General features: G+C 44.2%; 14 protein-coding genes and 1 pseudogene. 9 read left to right on the top strand and 6 right to left on the bottom strand.

All coding sequences use genetic code 11. From position 1 onward, the window contains the following. Positions 1–26 precede the first annotated feature (26 nt). The 3 genes from ACQRD1_RS08580 to nrdG all read left to right on the top strand — a co-directional run bounded on the left by ACQRD1_RS08580 (position 27) and on the right by nrdG (position 3,117). The gene (locus ACQRD1_RS08580) at positions 27–242 is read left to right on the top strand and encodes a helix-turn-helix domain-containing protein (RefSeq protein ID WP_235232466.1); all 216 of its coding nucleotides are present in this window, start codon (positions 27–29) and stop codon (positions 240–242) included. A 175-nt stretch (positions 243–417) separates the two neighbouring features. Next, on the top strand, positions 418–2,607 hold the full coding sequence (nrdD, locus tag ACQRD1_RS08575) for an anaerobic ribonucleoside-triphosphate reductase (protein WP_235232465.1): 2,190 nt from the start codon (positions 418–420) through the stop codon (positions 2,605–2,607). 15 nt (positions 2,608–2,622) lie between these two features. Then, entirely contained in the window at positions 2,623–3,117 is a 495-nt protein-coding gene (gene nrdG / locus ACQRD1_RS08570) for an anaerobic ribonucleoside-triphosphate reductase activating protein (RefSeq protein WP_427787250.1), read from the top strand. A gap of 57 nt (positions 3,118–3,174) precedes the next feature. On the opposite strand, the gene ACQRD1_RS08565 is transcribed toward nrdG, so the two are convergent. Next, on the bottom strand, positions 3,175–4,215 hold the full coding sequence (locus ACQRD1_RS08565; RefSeq protein ID WP_427787281.1) for an AraC family transcriptional regulator: 1,041 nt from the start codon (positions 4,213–4,215) through the stop codon (positions 3,175–3,177). 247 nt (positions 4,216–4,462) lie between these two features. Here ACQRD1_RS08565 and ACQRD1_RS08560 point away from each other — a divergent pair. From ACQRD1_RS08560 to ACQRD1_RS08550, 3 genes and pseudogenes are all read left to right on the top strand, one after another. Beyond that, positions 4,463–5,320: pseudogene (locus ACQRD1_RS08560) on the top strand (L-arabinose isomerase family protein); the annotation flags it as partial. Between the two features lie 19 nt (positions 5,321–5,339). Beyond that, entirely contained in the window at positions 5,340–6,041 is a 702-nt protein-coding gene (locus ACQRD1_RS08555) for an L-ribulose-5-phosphate 4-epimerase (RefSeq protein WP_235232463.1), read from the top strand. A 23-nt stretch (positions 6,042–6,064) separates the two neighbouring features. Continuing rightward, positions 6,065–7,657, top strand: coding sequence for a xylulokinase (locus tag ACQRD1_RS08550; RefSeq protein WP_427787249.1), 1,593 nt, complete (start codon positions 6,065–6,067; stop codon positions 7,655–7,657). Positions 7,658–7,991: 334 nt separating this feature from the next. Here the strand turns inward: ACQRD1_RS08550 and ACQRD1_RS08545 are convergent, their stop codons facing one another. The 3 genes from ACQRD1_RS08545 to aroF are packed head-to-tail and all read right to left on the bottom strand — an operon-like array spanning position 7,992 to position 10,842. Then, positions 7,992–8,735: an SDR family NAD(P)-dependent oxidoreductase gene (locus ACQRD1_RS08545; RefSeq protein ID WP_427787248.1), complete on the bottom strand. Its 744-nt coding sequence runs from the start codon at positions 8,733–8,735 to the stop codon at positions 7,992–7,994. A gap of 15 nt (positions 8,736–8,750) precedes the next feature. Beyond that, positions 8,751–9,812 carry a 3-dehydroquinate synthase gene (gene aroB / locus ACQRD1_RS08540; RefSeq protein WP_427787247.1) on the bottom strand — a complete coding sequence of 354 codons (1,062 nt, stop codon included), beginning with the start codon at positions 9,810–9,812 and terminating at the stop codon, positions 8,751–8,753. A gap of 13 nt (positions 9,813–9,825) precedes the next feature. After that, on the bottom strand, positions 9,826–10,842 hold the full coding sequence (gene aroF / locus ACQRD1_RS08535) for a 3-deoxy-7-phosphoheptulonate synthase (protein WP_427787246.1): 1,017 nt from the start codon (positions 10,840–10,842) through the stop codon (positions 9,826–9,828). A gap of 216 nt (positions 10,843–11,058) precedes the next feature. Between aroF and ACQRD1_RS08530 the strand changes: the two genes are divergently transcribed. Beyond that, complete coding sequence (locus tag ACQRD1_RS08530; protein WP_427787245.1) at positions 11,059–11,682, top strand: 4'-phosphopantetheinyl transferase family protein; 624 nt, start codon at positions 11,059–11,061, stop codon at positions 11,680–11,682. 12 nt (positions 11,683–11,694) lie between these two features. Next, entirely contained in the window at positions 11,695–13,425 is a 1,731-nt protein-coding gene (locus tag ACQRD1_RS08525) for a glycoside hydrolase family 2 protein (protein ID WP_427787244.1), read from the top strand. Between the two features lie 24 nt (positions 13,426–13,449). Here the strand turns inward: ACQRD1_RS08525 and ACQRD1_RS08520 are convergent, their stop codons facing one another. Both ACQRD1_RS08520 and ACQRD1_RS08515 read right to left on the bottom strand, forming a co-directional pair. Next, a complete protein-coding gene (locus ACQRD1_RS08520) occupies positions 13,450–14,700 on the bottom strand; it encodes an ammonium transporter (protein WP_427787243.1) in 1,251 nt (416 codons plus the stop codon). Positions 14,701–14,816: 116 nt separating this feature from the next. Next, complete coding sequence (locus ACQRD1_RS08515) at positions 14,817–15,155, bottom strand: P-II family nitrogen regulator (RefSeq protein WP_235232455.1); 339 nt, start codon at positions 15,153–15,155, stop codon at positions 14,817–14,819. A 412-nt stretch (positions 15,156–15,567) separates the two neighbouring features. Between ACQRD1_RS08515 and ACQRD1_RS08510 the strand changes: the two genes are divergently transcribed. Continuing rightward, entirely contained in the window at positions 15,568–16,764 is a 1,197-nt protein-coding gene (locus ACQRD1_RS08510) for a MalY/PatB family protein (protein WP_235232454.1), read from the top strand. The last annotated feature ends 112 nt before the right edge of the window (positions 16,765–16,876 follow it).

The following is a 16,876-nucleotide window of genomic DNA, read 5'->3' as shown; positions in this document are numbered from 1 at the left end:
CACAAAGAAATGGCATGGTGTTGAGTATGAGTAAGATAGTGATTGATTTGGAAAGAGTTCTGGCAGAAAAAGGTGTCAGCAAAACACAACTTTGTTATATCTGCAGGCTGCAGCGGACACAGTTGAACAACTACTGTAAGAACAAGGTTGTCCGTGTCGATTTGAACACAATTGCAAAAATCTGCGATTGCCTCGAATGCGATGTAAATGACATTTTAAAATTGGAAAAAGAAGAAGTATAGCGGCCGCTGCCTGTTACAGGCAGCGGTTGTTTTATGCTGCCTTTCATAAAAAAATAAAATATTTTATAATTTCTTCTTCCCTTTATAGTAATTTTAGTGTATGATAGTAAATGCACTAGATATAGTGCATGGGAAAATGATAGAAACAATATTTGGTACAAAAGTGAGGACGAGTATGAGAATAGACGTAAAAACGAATGTAATTAAGCGAAATGGGGAAGAGGTATATTTTGACCTGACGAAGATTATCAATGCGATCAAAGCAGCGAACAATGAGGTGGACAGGATCCATCAGATGAATGAATATCAGATTATGGCCATTGCGGACAATGTTGCGGATCAGGTACAGGAGTCTACGCATGCGGTTCATGTAGAAGATATTCAGGATATGGTAGAGCGCGGCATTATGGAGATGCGTGGCTATGAGGTGGCGCAGAAGTATGTCCGCTATCGTTTTAAGCGAGAGTTGACTCGTAAGTCTAACACGACGGATAATGGAATTCTGTCTTTGATCGAGAATATTAATGAGGAAGTGAATCAGGAGAATTCGAACAAGAATCCGGTGATCAATTCTACGCAGCGTGATTACATGGCCGGAGAAGTCAGCAAGGATTTGTCAAAGCGTATACTTTTGCCGGAAGAGATTGTAAATGCCCACGAAGCTGGAATCATTCATTTCCATGATTCTGATTATTTTGCGCAGAAGGAACACAACTGTGATCTGATCAATCTGGAGGATATGCTGCAGAATGGTACAGTCATCAGTGAGACGATGATCGAGAAGCCGCACAGCTTCTTTACGGCTTGTAATGTAACGACGCAGATCGTGGCACAGGTCGCAAGTAATCAGTACGGCGGACAGTCATTTTCACTGGCACATCTGGCACCGTTCGTAGATGTCAGCAGAAAGAAGATCCGTAAGAATGTCATTGCAGAGCGGGAAGAATGCGGCGAGAGTATGGATGAACAGATCATCGATAAAGTAACTGAGCGCAGATTAAGAGACGAGGTAAAGAGTGGAATCCAGACGATTCAGTATCAGTTGATCACGTTGATGACCTGTAATGGTCAGGCGCCATTTGTTACGATGTTCATGTATCTGGATGAGGTGGAAGAAGGACAGACCAGAGACGACCTGGCAATGATCATTGAAGAAGTGCTGAAGCAGAGAATGCAGGGCGTGAAGAATGAAAAAGGCGTATGGATCACACCGGCATTTCCAAAGCTGATCTACGTGCTGGATGAGGATAATATTACGGAAGATTCCAAATACTGGTATCTGACAGAGTTATCTGCGCAGTGTACGGCAAAACGTATGGTGCCGGATTATATTTCCGCTAAGATTATGAAGCAGTTGAAAAAGGGAAATGTATACACATGTATGGGTTGCCGTTCTTTCCTGACGGTCGAAGAGAGTCAGAAGAATCCGGATGGTTCTTATAAGTTCTACGGACGTTTCAATCAGGGTGTTGTTACGATTAACCTGGTGGATGTGGCATGTTCTTCTGAAGGAGATATGGATCGGTTCTGGAAGATTCTGGATGACCGTCTGGAATTATGCCATCGTGCACTTCGCTGCAGACATGAGAGACTTCTGGGAACCGTATCAGACGTTGCCCCGATTCTGTGGCAGCATGGTGCACTGGCACGTCTGAAGAAAGGCGAGACCATTGATAAATTATTATATAATGGATATTCTACGATTTCATTAGGCTACGCAGGCCTCTATGAGATGTGTATGCGTATGCTTGGCAAGTCACATACAGATCCGGAAGGAAGAGTATTTGCCCTGAAGGTTATGCAGAGACTGAATGATAAGTGTGCAGAGTGGAAAGCAGCAGAGAATATCAGCTATTCTGTATACGGAACGCCGATGGAATCCACCACTTATAAGTTTGCAAAATGTCTTCAGAAGAGATTTGGAATCATCAAAGGTGTTACAGATAAGAACTATATTACAAATAGCTATCATGTTCATGTATCCGAAGAGATTAACGCGTTTGACAAGCTGGAGTTTGAAGCTGATTTCCAGAAATTGTCTCCGGGCGGAGCAATCAGCTATATCGAAGTACCGGATATGCAGCAGAACATTCCGGCAGTGCTGTCCGTAATGCAGTTTATCTATGATCATATCATGTATGCAGAGCTGAATACCAAGAGTGATTACTGTGAAGTATGTGGTTATGACGGAGAGATTCTGATCAAAGAAGATGAATGTGGCAAGCTGATCTGGGAATGCCCGAACTGCGGTAATCAGGATCAGGATAAGATGTCCGTGGCAAGAAGAACCTGCGGTTATATCGGAACCCAGTTCTGGAATCAGGGAAGAACCCAGGAAATCCAAGACCGAGTACTTCACTTGTAAAAGGAATCTGATGTTATGAATTATGCAAATATTAAGAAATATGATATTGCAGACGGCCCAGGGGTGCGGGTGTCATTGTTTGTATCAGGATGCCGGCACCATTGTAAAGGATGCTTTAATTACGAAGCATGGGATTTCGAGTATGGAAGGCCATACACAGCCGAGACAGAGGCTGAGATTCTGGAAGCATTAAAGCCAGGCTATATCGCAGGACTGACCCTCTTGGGCGGAGAGCCCTTCGAGCCGGAGAATCAGGTGGAACTTGTAACACTACTTCGGAAAGTAAGGGAAACCTATCCAGAGAAAAGCATCTGGAGTTACACCGGATACGTCTACGATAAAGACTTGGTGCCCGGCGGACGGGCATATACCGATGTGACAGACGAGATGCTGTCCTATCTGGATGTGCTGGTAGATGGGCCGTTCGTAGAAGAACTGAAAGATATCACACTACAGTTTAGAGGCAGTAGTAATCAGAGAATTATCAAAATGGATAAAAAAGGGACGTAGTATTTTGCAAAAATACTACGTCCCCTTTTGCATTTTGCCCTGTACCCAATTGAGCGATTATCTTTTTTTTCTATATTGTGATGGGGTCATCCCGTATCGTTTCTGAAAGATCTTATAGAAATATCCCTTATTATGATACCCGACAATATCGGCAATTTCTTCCACGCTTTTTGGGGAGGTGGTCAGTAGGTGTTCTGTCTTTTCCAGGCGGATTTTCTGCACGTAGGCGGAATAGGTCATGCCGGTCTTGGCTTTGATCAGGCGATTGAAATAATCTTCCTGATAGTGGAAGTTGTCGACTAACTGTTGAATTGTAATGCCGGCAGAATGCTGCTGGATGTATTCGGAGACCTCTTCGAAGATGATCCAGTTCATGGTCTTGCGCTGTTCTCTGGATAAGGAGAATTCGTATGTGGTGCTGAGCAGGCGGAAGATGCGAAGCAACAGGCCTTTGCAGATGTAGCGGGAGCCGATGGTGTTGCTGCATAGTTCTTTTAGCAGCAGGTACAGGCAGTCTTCTAATGCTTCGATGGCATCAGCGCCCGGACGGAAATGCAGATATTGTTGTACATCTTTTTGCTTCAGCAGTGCAGATTGAAGAAAAGATATAATTTTCTGAGTAGTTACATTTTCATCCATGATTTCTGCAAACATATCGTTAGCAATCCCGAGAAACAGAATGATGGCGGGCTGATCCAGCAGATAATCCTGGTGCAGACAGTTCTTGTCGATCAGGCATAGATCGCCTTTTGCGAAAATGATATCTTTACCAAGAATTCGCTGGCGAAATTCTCCTTCTACTACGTAGGTCAATTCGATGTAATCGTGGGTGTGAAGTTGTGTCTTCTCGCCGGAAGAAAAAGGAAGCTGATAACAAAAGGGTGAAGGAGCAGGCTGCATTGTGGCGTAAAGATTCTGTGCAGAATCAATGTTCCAGCACAGGGCGAAGATTCGGTCCTGCTTTAGTAATGGGTAAGTCTTTACTTCCTGGACGGACTTGGAATATTCTGGACAGACGAGTCTGGGACCAAGTTTATGGTCTGCAGGAAGAAGACCCTGGTCGGAAGAAGTAACCTGCTGGCATAAATCGGAAAGCATCAAAGTGATATCCTCCTGTCTGTGATATAGAAAATGGCAGAGCTAAAAATCAGGGTGTGGCCTGATAGTATATGTCAATTATAGCACAGATAGGAGCGAAGGAAAATGAATTACAGGTCGGAATAGGTAACTTTGGGGAGAAATCGACAGAGTTATGAAATTGCGGAAAACTTCCGCATTTTCTTATAATAAAACCAGAAAATGACATAGCACGTATCGATTACATCAATCAGAAAACGAAGAAAAGGAGAGGAGACATATCCGTGTCATGCGTATCGCAGACAATATGAGAAATGTTGCAGTAACAGAAGGCGACAAAGTAGAAGCGCAGATCAGATTTGGCTGGGAAGTGGATGCTTATCCGGTCAATGAGATTGTGGAAGCTGTCAATGCAGTATCTCAGGCAGACATTGACACACTTGTGGAAGAATATTATGATAAATATGAGATTCTTCTGGAAGGCAGAGATGCGAAAGAATTCCGTGACCATGTAGCTGTTCAGGCCGGAATCGAGATTGGATTTGAGAGATTCCTGGAGGAAAAGAACTATCAGGCAATCGTAACTCATTTCGGAGATCTTGGTGGATTGAAACAGCTTCCGGGACTTGCCATCCAGAGACTGATGGAAAAAGGATACGGCTTTGGAGCAGAAGGTGACTGGAAGACCGCTGCCATGGTGCGTGTCATGAAGATTATGACAGAAGGAATGAAGGATGCGAAGGGAACTTCATTTATGGAAGATTACACCTATAATCTGGTAGCTGGAAAAGAAGGGCCGGCAGTTGCAACATCCTTGATTGACCTTGGCGACAGATTCCGCCTGATCATCAATAATGTCAATTGCAAGAAGACTGAGAAACCAATGCCAAAGCTTCCGGTGTCAACGGCATTCTGGACACCGGAACCGAACCTTCAGACGGGTGCCGAAGCGTGGATTCTGGCAGGTGGTGCACACCATACAGCGTTTTCTTATGATCTGACTGCAGAGCAGATGGGCGACTGGGCTGCATATATGGGAATTGAAGCAGTCTACATTGACAAAGATACGACCATCCGTCAGTTTAAGAATGAACTTTTGTGGAACAGTGTAGTATTTCGTAAATAATAAGAAGAGGTAGGAAAAGATGCTTGAAAAATTAAAACAAGAAGTATATGAAGCGAATATGCTTCTCCCCAAATACGATCTGGTAACATTTACCTGGGGAAATGTAAGTGGTATTGACCGAGAGAGTGGCTTGTTCGTCATTAAGCCGAGTGGAGTAGAATATGAGAAGCTGACACCGGAAGATATGGTGGTTGTGGATCTGGACGGTAATAAAGTAGAAGGAAGATATAATCCGTCTTCCGATACTGATACCCATGTTGTTCTTTACAATCGCTTCCCGAACGTAGGAGGAATCGTACATACGCATTCTTCATGGGCAACGAGCTGGGCGCAGGCCGGAAGAGGAATTCCATGTTATGGGACGACCCATGCGGATTATCTCTATGGGGAGATTCCTTGTGTGAGAAATCTGACAAAAGAGGAGATTGAAGAAGCATACGAGAAGAATACGGGAATCCTGATTGCAGATGAATTTGAGAAAAATGGACTGGATTACGCTGCGACACCGGCGGTATTGTGTAAGAATCATGGACCATTTACCTGGGGAAAGGATGCCCATGAGGCAGTACATAATGCAGTGGTTCTGGAAGAAGTGGCGAAGATGGCAGCACGCTGTGAGATGATCAATCCACAGAATCAGCCTGCGCCGCAGGAACTGCAGGATAAGCACTATTATAGAAAACACGGCGCGAATGCTTATTACGGGCAGCCGGGGAAATAAAAAATAAGAGGAGGCTAATGAACATGAGTGATGTAAAGCAATTGATCGAGAGCGGAAGAGCATTTCTTGGAATTGAATTTGGCTCTACGAGGATTAAGTCCGTATTGATCGATGAGAATCACAATCCAATCGCATCTGGAAGTCACAGTTGGGAAAATCGTTTCGAAAATGGTATCTGGACGTATACGCTCGATGATATCTGGACAGGTTTGAGAGATAGCTACAGAGATCTGGCAGAGAATGTGCAGAAAGAATATGGAGTTGTGATTAAAAAGCTTGGAGCAATCGGCTTCAGCGCGATGATGCACGGATATATGGCATTTGATAAGGAAGGAAATCTTCTGGCGCCATTTGCAACCTGGAGAAATAGTAATACAGGTGCAGCGGCTGAGGTTCTGATTGATCTGTTTCAGTATAATATTCCTCTGAGATGGAGTATCGCACATCTGTATCAGGCAATCCTGGATGATGCAGATCATGTAAAGGATATTACCTATATGACGACACTTGCAGGATACATTCACTGGAAGATGACGGGAGAGAAAGTGATGGGAGTTGGCGATGCTTCCGGTATGTTTCCGATTGATATGGCAACCAGAGATTATGACGAAGAGATGATTCAGAAGTTCGATCAGCTCGTGGCAGATAAGAATTATCCGTGGAAGATTCGAGAGATTCTGCCAAAAGTGCTGGTGGCAGGAGAGGCAGCCGGAGTCTTGACGGAAGAGGGAGCAAGACTTCTGGATGAATCTGGCAATCTGGAAGCTGGAATTCCGTTGTGTGCACCGGAAGGAGATGCAGGAACCGGAATGGTAGCGACCAACAGCGTTGCCAAGCGCACCAGCAACATTTCCGCAGGAACATCCTTCTTCTCTATGGTAGTACTGGAGAAGCCATTGAAAAACCTGCATACAGAGATTGACATGGTTACGACACCAGACGGAAGCCTTGTTGCAATGGTACATTCCAATAACGGAACAACTGACCTGAACGCATGGGTAGGCCTCTTCAAAGAATTTGCGGACAGCATCGGCGCAGATGTAGACATGGATAAGATGTATGGCACTCTCTACAACAAGGCACTGGAAGGCGATGTTGACTGTGGAGGAATCCTTTCTTACGGAAATTATGCAGGAGAGCCAATTACAGCGGTTGAAAAAGGAAGACCGATGGTAGTAAGAACCCCGGAGAGCAAGTTTACCCTTGCGAACTTTATGCGGTCCCATCTGTATACAGCGCTGGGCGTCATTAAAGTCGGAATGGATATCCTCACCAAAGAAGAAGGCGTAGAGATTGATACCGTCTTGGGACACGGCGGACTGTTCAAGACCAAAGGCGTAGGACAGAAAGTCCTGGCAGATGCCATCAATACACCGGTTGTAGTCATGGAGACCGCAGGAGAAGGCGGCCCCTGGGGAATGGCAATCCTTGCGGCATACATGGTACAAAAAGAAGAAGGAGAGTCGTTAGGAGATTACCTGAATCAAAAAGTGTTTGGGGCAGATGCCGGTTCAAGGATTGATCCAGATCCAGAAGGAGTGGCAGGATACGAAGTATTTATGGAAAGATACAAAATAGGTCTGGATATAGAGCGGAAAGCATGTGAAGATTTATAAAAAGGTAAAAAGGGGACGTAGTATTTTTGCAAAATACTACGTCCCCTTTTGTAAAATGCCCTGTACCTTTTTGCACATATTTAGCGGTTGTTTCATATTTGTGTTTCAAAATGTTAACAATTAGTTTGCATTTTCATCACATTTTTATCACAGATTCTGGGTATACTATAATTGTTCTAAGGAACAACACTTAAATTCTTTTTCATAACTTTTTCCTCAGGGCTGCACTCCTCCCAAACATGCAGTCCTATTTTATTGCTTATATGTAACTATGTATATCTGACATAAAAAATCGTCGCTTCGAAGGCAACGATTTTTGCATTTTATACTGTTCTTATACTGTTGTATATAGATCGATACATTGTCCGGTCATGACCAGAGGTGCATCGGTCAGTAAGTAGACGATGGCGTTGGCTACATCTGTGGCGCTTCCCATAACCGCATCATCCTGTCCGACGGAGTGATTATATACGCGCTGTCCCGGAGTGTCGACGATTGCCGGTGCTACTGCATTGACTTGGATGCCGTATTCTTTGGTCTGGATAGCGGCTGTCTTGGTCATGGTGACGATGGCGCCTTTGGCGACAGAATAAGCACCCATCTGAGATGCAATTCTTCCCATTCTGGAAGAAACGCTGACAACTCGTCCGCTGCCCTGCTTTATCATTACTGGCAGAACATGCTTGAAGCAGAAGAATGGAATCTTGATGTTGGTCTTGATGATCTGATCCCATTGTTCTTCGGACCACTCCCAGAGTTTGATTGCCTGATGCTCAATGTTCTTATAGATTTCCTTTGGATATCCGCCGGCATTATTGACCAGAATGTCGATCCTTCCGTATTTTTCTACTACAGTATCTACCATGGCCTGGACTTCAGCTTCTACAGTAAGGTCGTGGGACAAAGAGATTGCCTTTCCACCGTTGTCTTCAATCAGCCTTACTGTTTCATCCAGGTCTGCCTGTGTTCTTGCGACAGCAACGACAGTGGCACCTTCAGCAGCGACAGCCAATGCAGCTTCACGTCCGATTCCCTTTCCGGCGCCGGTTATGATGGCGATTTTTCCTTCTAATTTCATGATGATTCCTCCATATTATATGTTTTGATCATATTGGTTAAAAAATTCAATGGTTGCAGGGTGTATATAACTGGAGCCGATATCATGCAACAGGATAATATTTAACTTGTTGTTCAGATTCTTCTTGTCAAGAGCAATTGCTGCGGTCAGATCTCGAAGCGGCAGATTGCACGCATGAGGCAGACCATATATATCCAATACTTTTCGTATGCGGTCAGCGGTTCCGGAGGCGGTCAGACCCTGGGCTTCGGCCAGCAGCGTGAGCTGGTACATGCCGATGGACACGGCCTCTCCATGGCTTTCTCTTCCATAGTTAAAATGTTGTTCGATGGTATGTCCGAGCGTATGTCCGAAGTTCAGGAGCATACGTTCGCCAGTGTCGAATTGATCGTGTTCTACAACCACGCGTTTGATATCTACGCATCGTTGAATGATGGCAGGCAGTTCTTCTTTCAGATCATCAAAAGAACTGTGCGATTCCAAGGTGTGTAATAATTGTGCATCTTTGATACAGCCGTATTTGATAACCTCTCCCATACCATCGCTGATAAATCGTTCCTCCAATGTGTTCAGTACCAACGGATCGATGAGTACCAGTGCTGGTTGATAGAATGCACCAACCAGATTCTTTCCTTGTGGCAGGTCGACAGCGACCTTGCCGCCGACGGAAGAATCTACCTGTGCGAGAAGTGATGTTGGAATCTGTACCAACTTGACACCGCGCAGGTAACTGGATGCGGCGAAACCGGCCAGATCACCTATGACGCCGCCGCCAAGTGCGATGACCAGGTCACTCCGGGAGATCTTGGCGTTAAGCATAGCACTGTAGACGCCGGGGAGTGTCTGGAAATCTTTTGTGGATTCTCCGTGAGGAAGTACAACATGGTGGCATTCGTAACTGTCTGATAGTCCGGCAATGAGTTTTTCTCCATAGAGAGGAAATACCTGATCATCTGAGATGATCATGATTCGTTTGCCAGAGAACACGTCATCGATATAAGAAGCGGCCTGGGACAGGATGTTATTTTCAATATAGATGGGATAGCTGTTTGCTCCCAGATTCACAGTTAACTTCATAGGTTACTCCTGATTATGACATCTGCTTCCCGATCACTTTGGCAATCTGGGAAACTTCTTTGATAAGGGTATCGTATTTTGCTGGTTTTAATGATTGCGCACCATCACACAGCGCACATTCCGGATCATTGTGGACTTCTACCATGAGTCCGTCTGCGCCTGCAGCGATTGCAGCCTTTGACATTGGTTCTACAAGCCACCATTTACCACCGGCGTGGCTTGGGTCTACGACGACTGGAAGATGTGTCAGTCTGCGGAGCACTGGAATGCTCTGGAGATCCAGAGTATTTCTGGTGTAAGTTTCAAAAGTACGGATTCCGCGTTCGCAGAGGATGACATTTTCATTACCGGCAGCCATGATATATTCTGCGGACATGATCCATTCTTCATAGGTCGCGTTGAGACCTCTCTTTAAGAGGATCGGACGGTCAAGCTGTCCTAACTGCTTTAAGAGATCGAAGTTCTGCATGTTGCGGGCACCAATCTGGATCAGATCTACTTTTTCGTTGAAAACATCCAGATACTGTGGAGACATCAGCTCTGTTACGATTGGAAGACCAGTTGCGGCTTTGGCTTCACATAAGATGTCCAGACCTTCCAGTCCAAGGCCCTGGAAAGAATAAGGGCTGGTTCTCGGTTTGAAAGCGCCGCCTCTTAATAAATTAGCACCGGAAGCTTTGGCGGCTTTTGCAATCTCCAGAACCTGGTCAACAGATTCGACAGAACAAGGACCAGCAATCAATGCCAGATGACCGCCACCGACCTTAACACCAGATACATTTACGATGGAGTCTTCTGGATGGAATGCACGGTTCGCCAGTTTGTAAGGCTCCTGAACGTGCATAACCTTATCGACAGCCTTGTCTACTTCGAAGAGTTTTGGGTCAACCTGCGTTGTGTCTCCGATACATCCGATGATGGTCATCTCAGCACCTTCCACAACATGGGTGTCCAGACCCTTCTTCTTGATCAATTGCTCGACACGGGACAGGTCATCCTTTGTCGCGCGTGGTTTTAATACAATAATCATAGTACTCCTCCATATATTTCAATACTTGTCAGATTGTCTAAATATTAACGCTGTAAAACTTTAGCTGTTTAAAGCGCGAAAACTAATGTTATACTAACGCATGAATATTTGAATGTCAACACTTTTTTGGAAAATATTTTATAATCTGTGGTACACTACATATATAATAGTAGAAATAGAATTCCTATAAGATCGTCAAAAGTGCAGGAGGCAATTATGGTAAGAGTCTGGATGGCAGATATCACCCCATTATTAATAGAAGAAACATATCAGGCATATTATCTAAAACTGCCCGAATGGCGTAAGAAGAAGGCTGACAGGAACCATCATCTGATTGACCGGGTGCAGAGTGTAGGAGCGTGGAGTCTATGGATGCGGGTAAAAGAACGGTATGGTTTACCCGATGAGGTTGTCTATAATCTCTCTCATTCAGGGAATTATGTGCTGTGTGCGTTCAGTGATGCGCAAGGAGCCAAAGTAGGGTGTGACCTGGAAGTGGTCAAGGAGTTGCGGGAAGCAGTGGCAAGGAGGTTCTTCTGCCAGGTGGAATATGAGCACCTGATGCAGACCGAAGAGCAGGAGCGGACACGACGATTCTTCAGGTATTGGGTGTTGAAGGAGAGCTTTCTGAAGGCAACTCGTCGGGGCATGGCGCTGGACACACGTTCATTCGAGATTGGATGGGATGAGAATGACAGCCCCTATCTAAAAGATCAGCCGGAAGAATTCCCGGAGAGATATTATTATCAGGAGTATCAAAGGGTCAATGTGGATGCAGGGATCGCAGTCTGTACCACGGATCCAGAGATTGATAAGCAGCTTTATCTATTAGAATTGTAAGGAGTGGATGTGATGAAAAGACTTCGGACAAGATGGGCGGACCGAGTAGATGAGAATCATGTGTTAGAGGAATATCCAAGACCACGGATGGAACGGGACAGTTATGTGAATCTGAACGGGCGTTGGGACTATGCCATTACCAGAGAAGGAACCAAACCAGAGGTATATGATGGCACGATTCTGGTGCCTTTTTCACCAGAAGCAGATCTTTCGGGAGTGGACCGCCAATTGCAGCCGACAGAATACCTCTGGTATCACCGGACACTGCCCGGGCAAGTGAAGCCGAAAGCAGGAAAACGATGGCTGTTGCAATTTGGTGCGGTAGACCAGTATTCGGTCGTGTACGTGAATGGAAAGCTTCTGAAGAGACATCTGGGAGGATATCTGCCTTTTACCGTAGATGTAACGGAGGTTTTGTCGGATACAGCCAATGAGTTGCTGGTGATGGTGCAAGATTACAGTGATGCTTCTTACTATAGTAGGGGCAAACAAAAGCTGAAGCGCGGAGGTATGTTTTATACAGCGCAGAGTGGAATCTGGCAGACAGTATGGATGGAAGAAGTGCCGCAACAATATATTACGGACATTATCGTCACACCTCTTTATGATCAGAATACCTTGCAGGTCAAGGTGACTGCTTCTCAAAAGGAATTGGCAGAAGAGGTGACGATCACCGTATCGTCTGAAGAAATGCAGCCACTTCAGGTGACTGGAGGGGTGGGAGAAGATATTATGATTCCTCTGTCGGAGGCACATCCCTGGAGCCCGGAAGATCCATTTCTATATAATATAGAAGTGCAGATGGGATCGGATCATGTGCGAAGTTACGCTGCCATGCGAAAGATTAGTGTGGAAAGAGATCCAGAAGGAATTCCAAGAATATTTTTGAATAATCAGCCGTATTTTCAAAAAGGGGTATTGGATCAGGGATATTGGCCGGAGGGGCTGTATACACCACCTTGTGATGAGGCGATGATCTACGATATTCAGACAATGAAAGATCTGGGATTCAATATGCTAAGAAAGCATCTGAAGATTGAACCGCAGCGGTGGTACTATCACTGTGACCGCCTGGGAATGCTGGTGTGGCAGGATATGGTCAATGGAGGAAATCCATACAAGGCCTGGCATGTGACGTACCTGGCGACCGCAATGGAATTCTTCCATATAAAAATGAAGGATTCTTACCTGTGGCTGCTGGGAAGGAGAAATGAACGTGGACGGCGTCAGTTTGTAGAAGAGATGCGAAAAACCATCGAGCATCTGTATAGCCATCCATCCATTGTAACCTGGGTCATCTTCAACGAAGGATGGGGGCAGTTTCATGCCAATGTTGTGACGAATATTGCAAGAGAGATGGATCATACAAGGCTGATCGATCAGGCCAGCGGATGGTTCGATCAGGGAGGTGGTGATATTCACAGTATCCACGATTATTTCTTCCCATTGAAAGTACACTCGGAGACCAGAGCGACGGCATTGACGGAATTCGGAGGATTCTCCTGGCGGATTCCAGAACATAGTATGTACAAAAGTGTCTATGGATATCGTGTGTATACGTCAAAGAAAGAATTGAACAGAGGTTATCGAGAACTGATAAAGAAAGAAATACTTCCCAACATCCCACGGGGGCTGTCCGCAACCATCTACACCCAGCTGTCTGATGTGGAAGAAGAAGTAAATGGAATCCTGACCTACGATCGAGAAATTGTGAAAATTGACGACGGGGACGGGGGTTTTTGAAAAAACCCCCGTCCCCGTTTCATACTATATTCTAAAATTGAAGTCTGCGTAAGCAGAAGAGCCATGTTCGTGTACATCCAGACCATCAATCTCCTCTTCGCGGGAAACTCGAAGCCCGATTGTCTTGTCGATTAACTTGAATACAATGAATGCCATTACGAGTACATACAATGCTGTCGCGCCGACACCAATCAGCTGTGTTACAAGATCACATCCGTCTCCAAATACTCCGGTAAGGATTGTTCCAAGAGCGCCGCAGACACCGTGAACGCTGATGGCACCAACTGGGTCATCGACTTTTACTTTCTGGTCGATAATCTCTACGGAGAATACGACTACGATACCAGCGATGATACCAATGATGATTGCTTCCCATTCACTTACTACGTCACATCCTGCAGTGATTGCAACGAGACCGGCAAGAGAACCGTTGAATGTCATAGATACATCAGGCTTGCCATAGCGAATCCAGGTTACGATCATAGCGAGTAAGGTTGCTGCAGCGGCTGCAAGGTTGGTTGTCATAGCGATATGTCCAAGGCTTGTTGTTGCAGCGGTTGTGGAACCACAGTTGAATCCGAACCAGCAGAACCACAGGATGAATACACCAAGTGCTGCAATTGGAAGGTTGTGTCCCGGGATAGCTTTTGCTTTGCCATCTTTGCCGTATTTTCCAATACGAGGTCCAAGGATCATGGCACCAACGAAAGCACAGATACCGCCGACCATATGAACTGCCGTAGATCCGGCGAAATCATGAAAGCCTAACTCTGATAAGAAACCGCCACCCCAGATCCAGTGACCGGATACTGGATAGATGAAGATACTGATGGCTGCACTGTATGCCAGGTAAGCTGCGAATTTTGTTCGTTCAGCCATGGAACCGGATACGATGGTTGCAGCTGTTGCGCAGAATACAGTGTGGAAGATGATGAAGACTCCGATTGGAAGTCCGTTAAACATTCCATCTGCATCTGCCAATGTGGTAGGATTAAAGAATCCTTTGATTCCAACGATTCCGTTCCAGTCAGTTCCGTGCATCAGAGCAAATCCGAAGACGAAGAAGAGTAGACTTCCAAGAACGAAGTCCATCATATTTTTCATTAAAATGTTACCTGTGTTTTTGGCCCTGGTAAAACCGGCCTCACACATTGCAAAACCAGCCTGCATAAAGTATACGAGAATTGCACCGATCATGGTCCACATAATGTTCATGAGCAGGCCAGATGCTTCCGCCACATCCATGCCGTTTTCTATTAAAGTTGCTAAATCCATAAAATTACCTCCTAAGCTTCTGTGTGAATGAAAAAGGAGATAATAGCGTTTTCTTATATCGCGATTATCTCCTTCGATAGCAGTGTATGTTCACGTTGTATTGGGTTGTATGTAGTTTACAAAGCATCAGATCCACGCTCACCGGTACGGATACGAACTGCATCTTCCACTTCATATACAAATATCTTTCCATCACCATAAGTTCCGGTACGAATCTCAGATGTAATCTTTTCAATTAATGTCTCTGCAATATCTGGTTCGATGACGGTCTCTACTTTTACCTTTGGCAGAAGGTTTACATTATATTCTGCACCACGGTATACTTTTTTGTGTCCTTTTTGATTACCGTAACCCATTACGTTGCTGATCATCAGACCGTTTACATTACTTTCATCAAGTATGGTCTTCAGGTCTTCCAGCTTTTCAGGCTGAATAATTATTTCCAATTTTTTCATAGAGCCTACCTCCTTAATCTCACTCCGTATTCCTTTTTGAATCTGTCACCTTACAATGAATGCCTGAAATTGAACGCCTGCGATGACAGATTCATTCGGATACATCATAACAAAAATGGCGCCTTCCCCGAAAGGAAAACGCCTTTGTTTTTGATGTGTCTTATTATACACAACCGGAAAATTTTGTAAATAGAAATTTTATGAAAAATCAAGATTTTATGACAAATGTACAGAAAAATCAAAAAACTAAAGAAAATTTTGTTGGAAAATATGTTAAGAATCCATCACAATTTGGGCGAAAAAGAGAATATAGTTATATGTTTATAAAATGAAAACTTGTATAAGTAATATCGATAAAGTAGAATTGTTGTATAGAAGTTTTAGGAAAATGATAAAATGAGAGGTCAGAGAAATGAGTAGTGTAGTATATAAAAAAAGGAAAAATACTGATGCCGTGAAGTGGGACGGACTAAAGAAGAAGTTTGGACAAGATGATCTGATTCCGCTCTGGGTGGCGGATATGGATTTTGAAGCACCAGATTGTGTAAAAGAAGCCTTAAAAGAATATGTAGACTACGGGATATATGGTTATTATCAACCACCAAAAGGATATAAAGAGGCTTTTATCAGATGGGAAGAGACTTATCATCATTATCAGGTGAAAAGAGAGTGGATTCGTTTTGCACCGGGGGTTGTTCCGGGAATTAACTGGCTGTTACATGTTTTGACTAAAGAAGAGGATGGGGTTATTATTATGCCGCCAGTATATTATCCATTCCGTGATGCGATAGTTAATAATAATAGAAAACTAGTGGAAAGTCCACTGGTTCGTAAGGAACACAGATATGTAATGGATTATGAAGACTTTGAACAGAAAATTGTGGATAATAATGTGAAGTTATTCGTTTTTTGTACACCGCATAATCCTGTGGGGAGAGTATGGGAAAAACAGGAGATACAGAAAGTATTGGATATCTGTAAGAAACATAAAGTCTATGTGTTGGCAGATGAGATTCACCAGGATATTGTAATGAAAGGACATCAGCAGATTCCGGCAGCATCTGTGGGAAATTATAATGAGATTCTTGTTACTCTGACAGCGGCAACAAAAACATTTAATCTTGCTGGATGTCAGAATTCGATTCTTGTGATCCCTGATGAGCGTCTTCGTAAATTATATGATCAATATATGACTGAGATTCGGATAACGGGTGGCAATGCATTTGGTTATATAGCAGTGAAAAGTGCTTATGAAAATGGACGAGAATGGTTGGAGGAAGTACTTGATATCATTGAAGAAAATTATCATCTGATGAAGGAAACTCTGGAACGGGAGCTGCCGAAGGTGTGGATTCCTGAGCTGGAAGGTACTTATCTGATGTGGATTGATCTGGGGGCATATATAGAGCCAGAAGAGATGGAAATGGTTATTCAGGAAGAATGTGGATTGGCAGTAGACTATGGTGCATGGTTTGGAAGCGAGGGATACGATGGATTCATCCGCGTAAATCTTGCAACCAGTCGGGAGAATATCCAGAAAGCAGCACAGAATCTGGTTCGTGTATTGAAAGAGAAAAAAGGCTTAAGAGATAGTTGTTTGGAAAAATGAGTATTGTGGATCTGAAGGTGATGTTTTATAATAAATATAAGTACAATTGTTTGGTTGTTATGGGGTGAAAGAGATGAAAAAGAATAGGAAAAAGTTGTTAATATTTATTTTA

The sequence above is a fragment of the Bariatricus sp. SGI.019 genome, assembly GCF_050315235.1.
GTDB lineage: Bacteria > Bacillota > Clostridia > Lachnospirales > Lachnospiraceae > JAFBIX01.
This window is presented reverse-complemented; position numbering and strand designations above follow the sequence as displayed.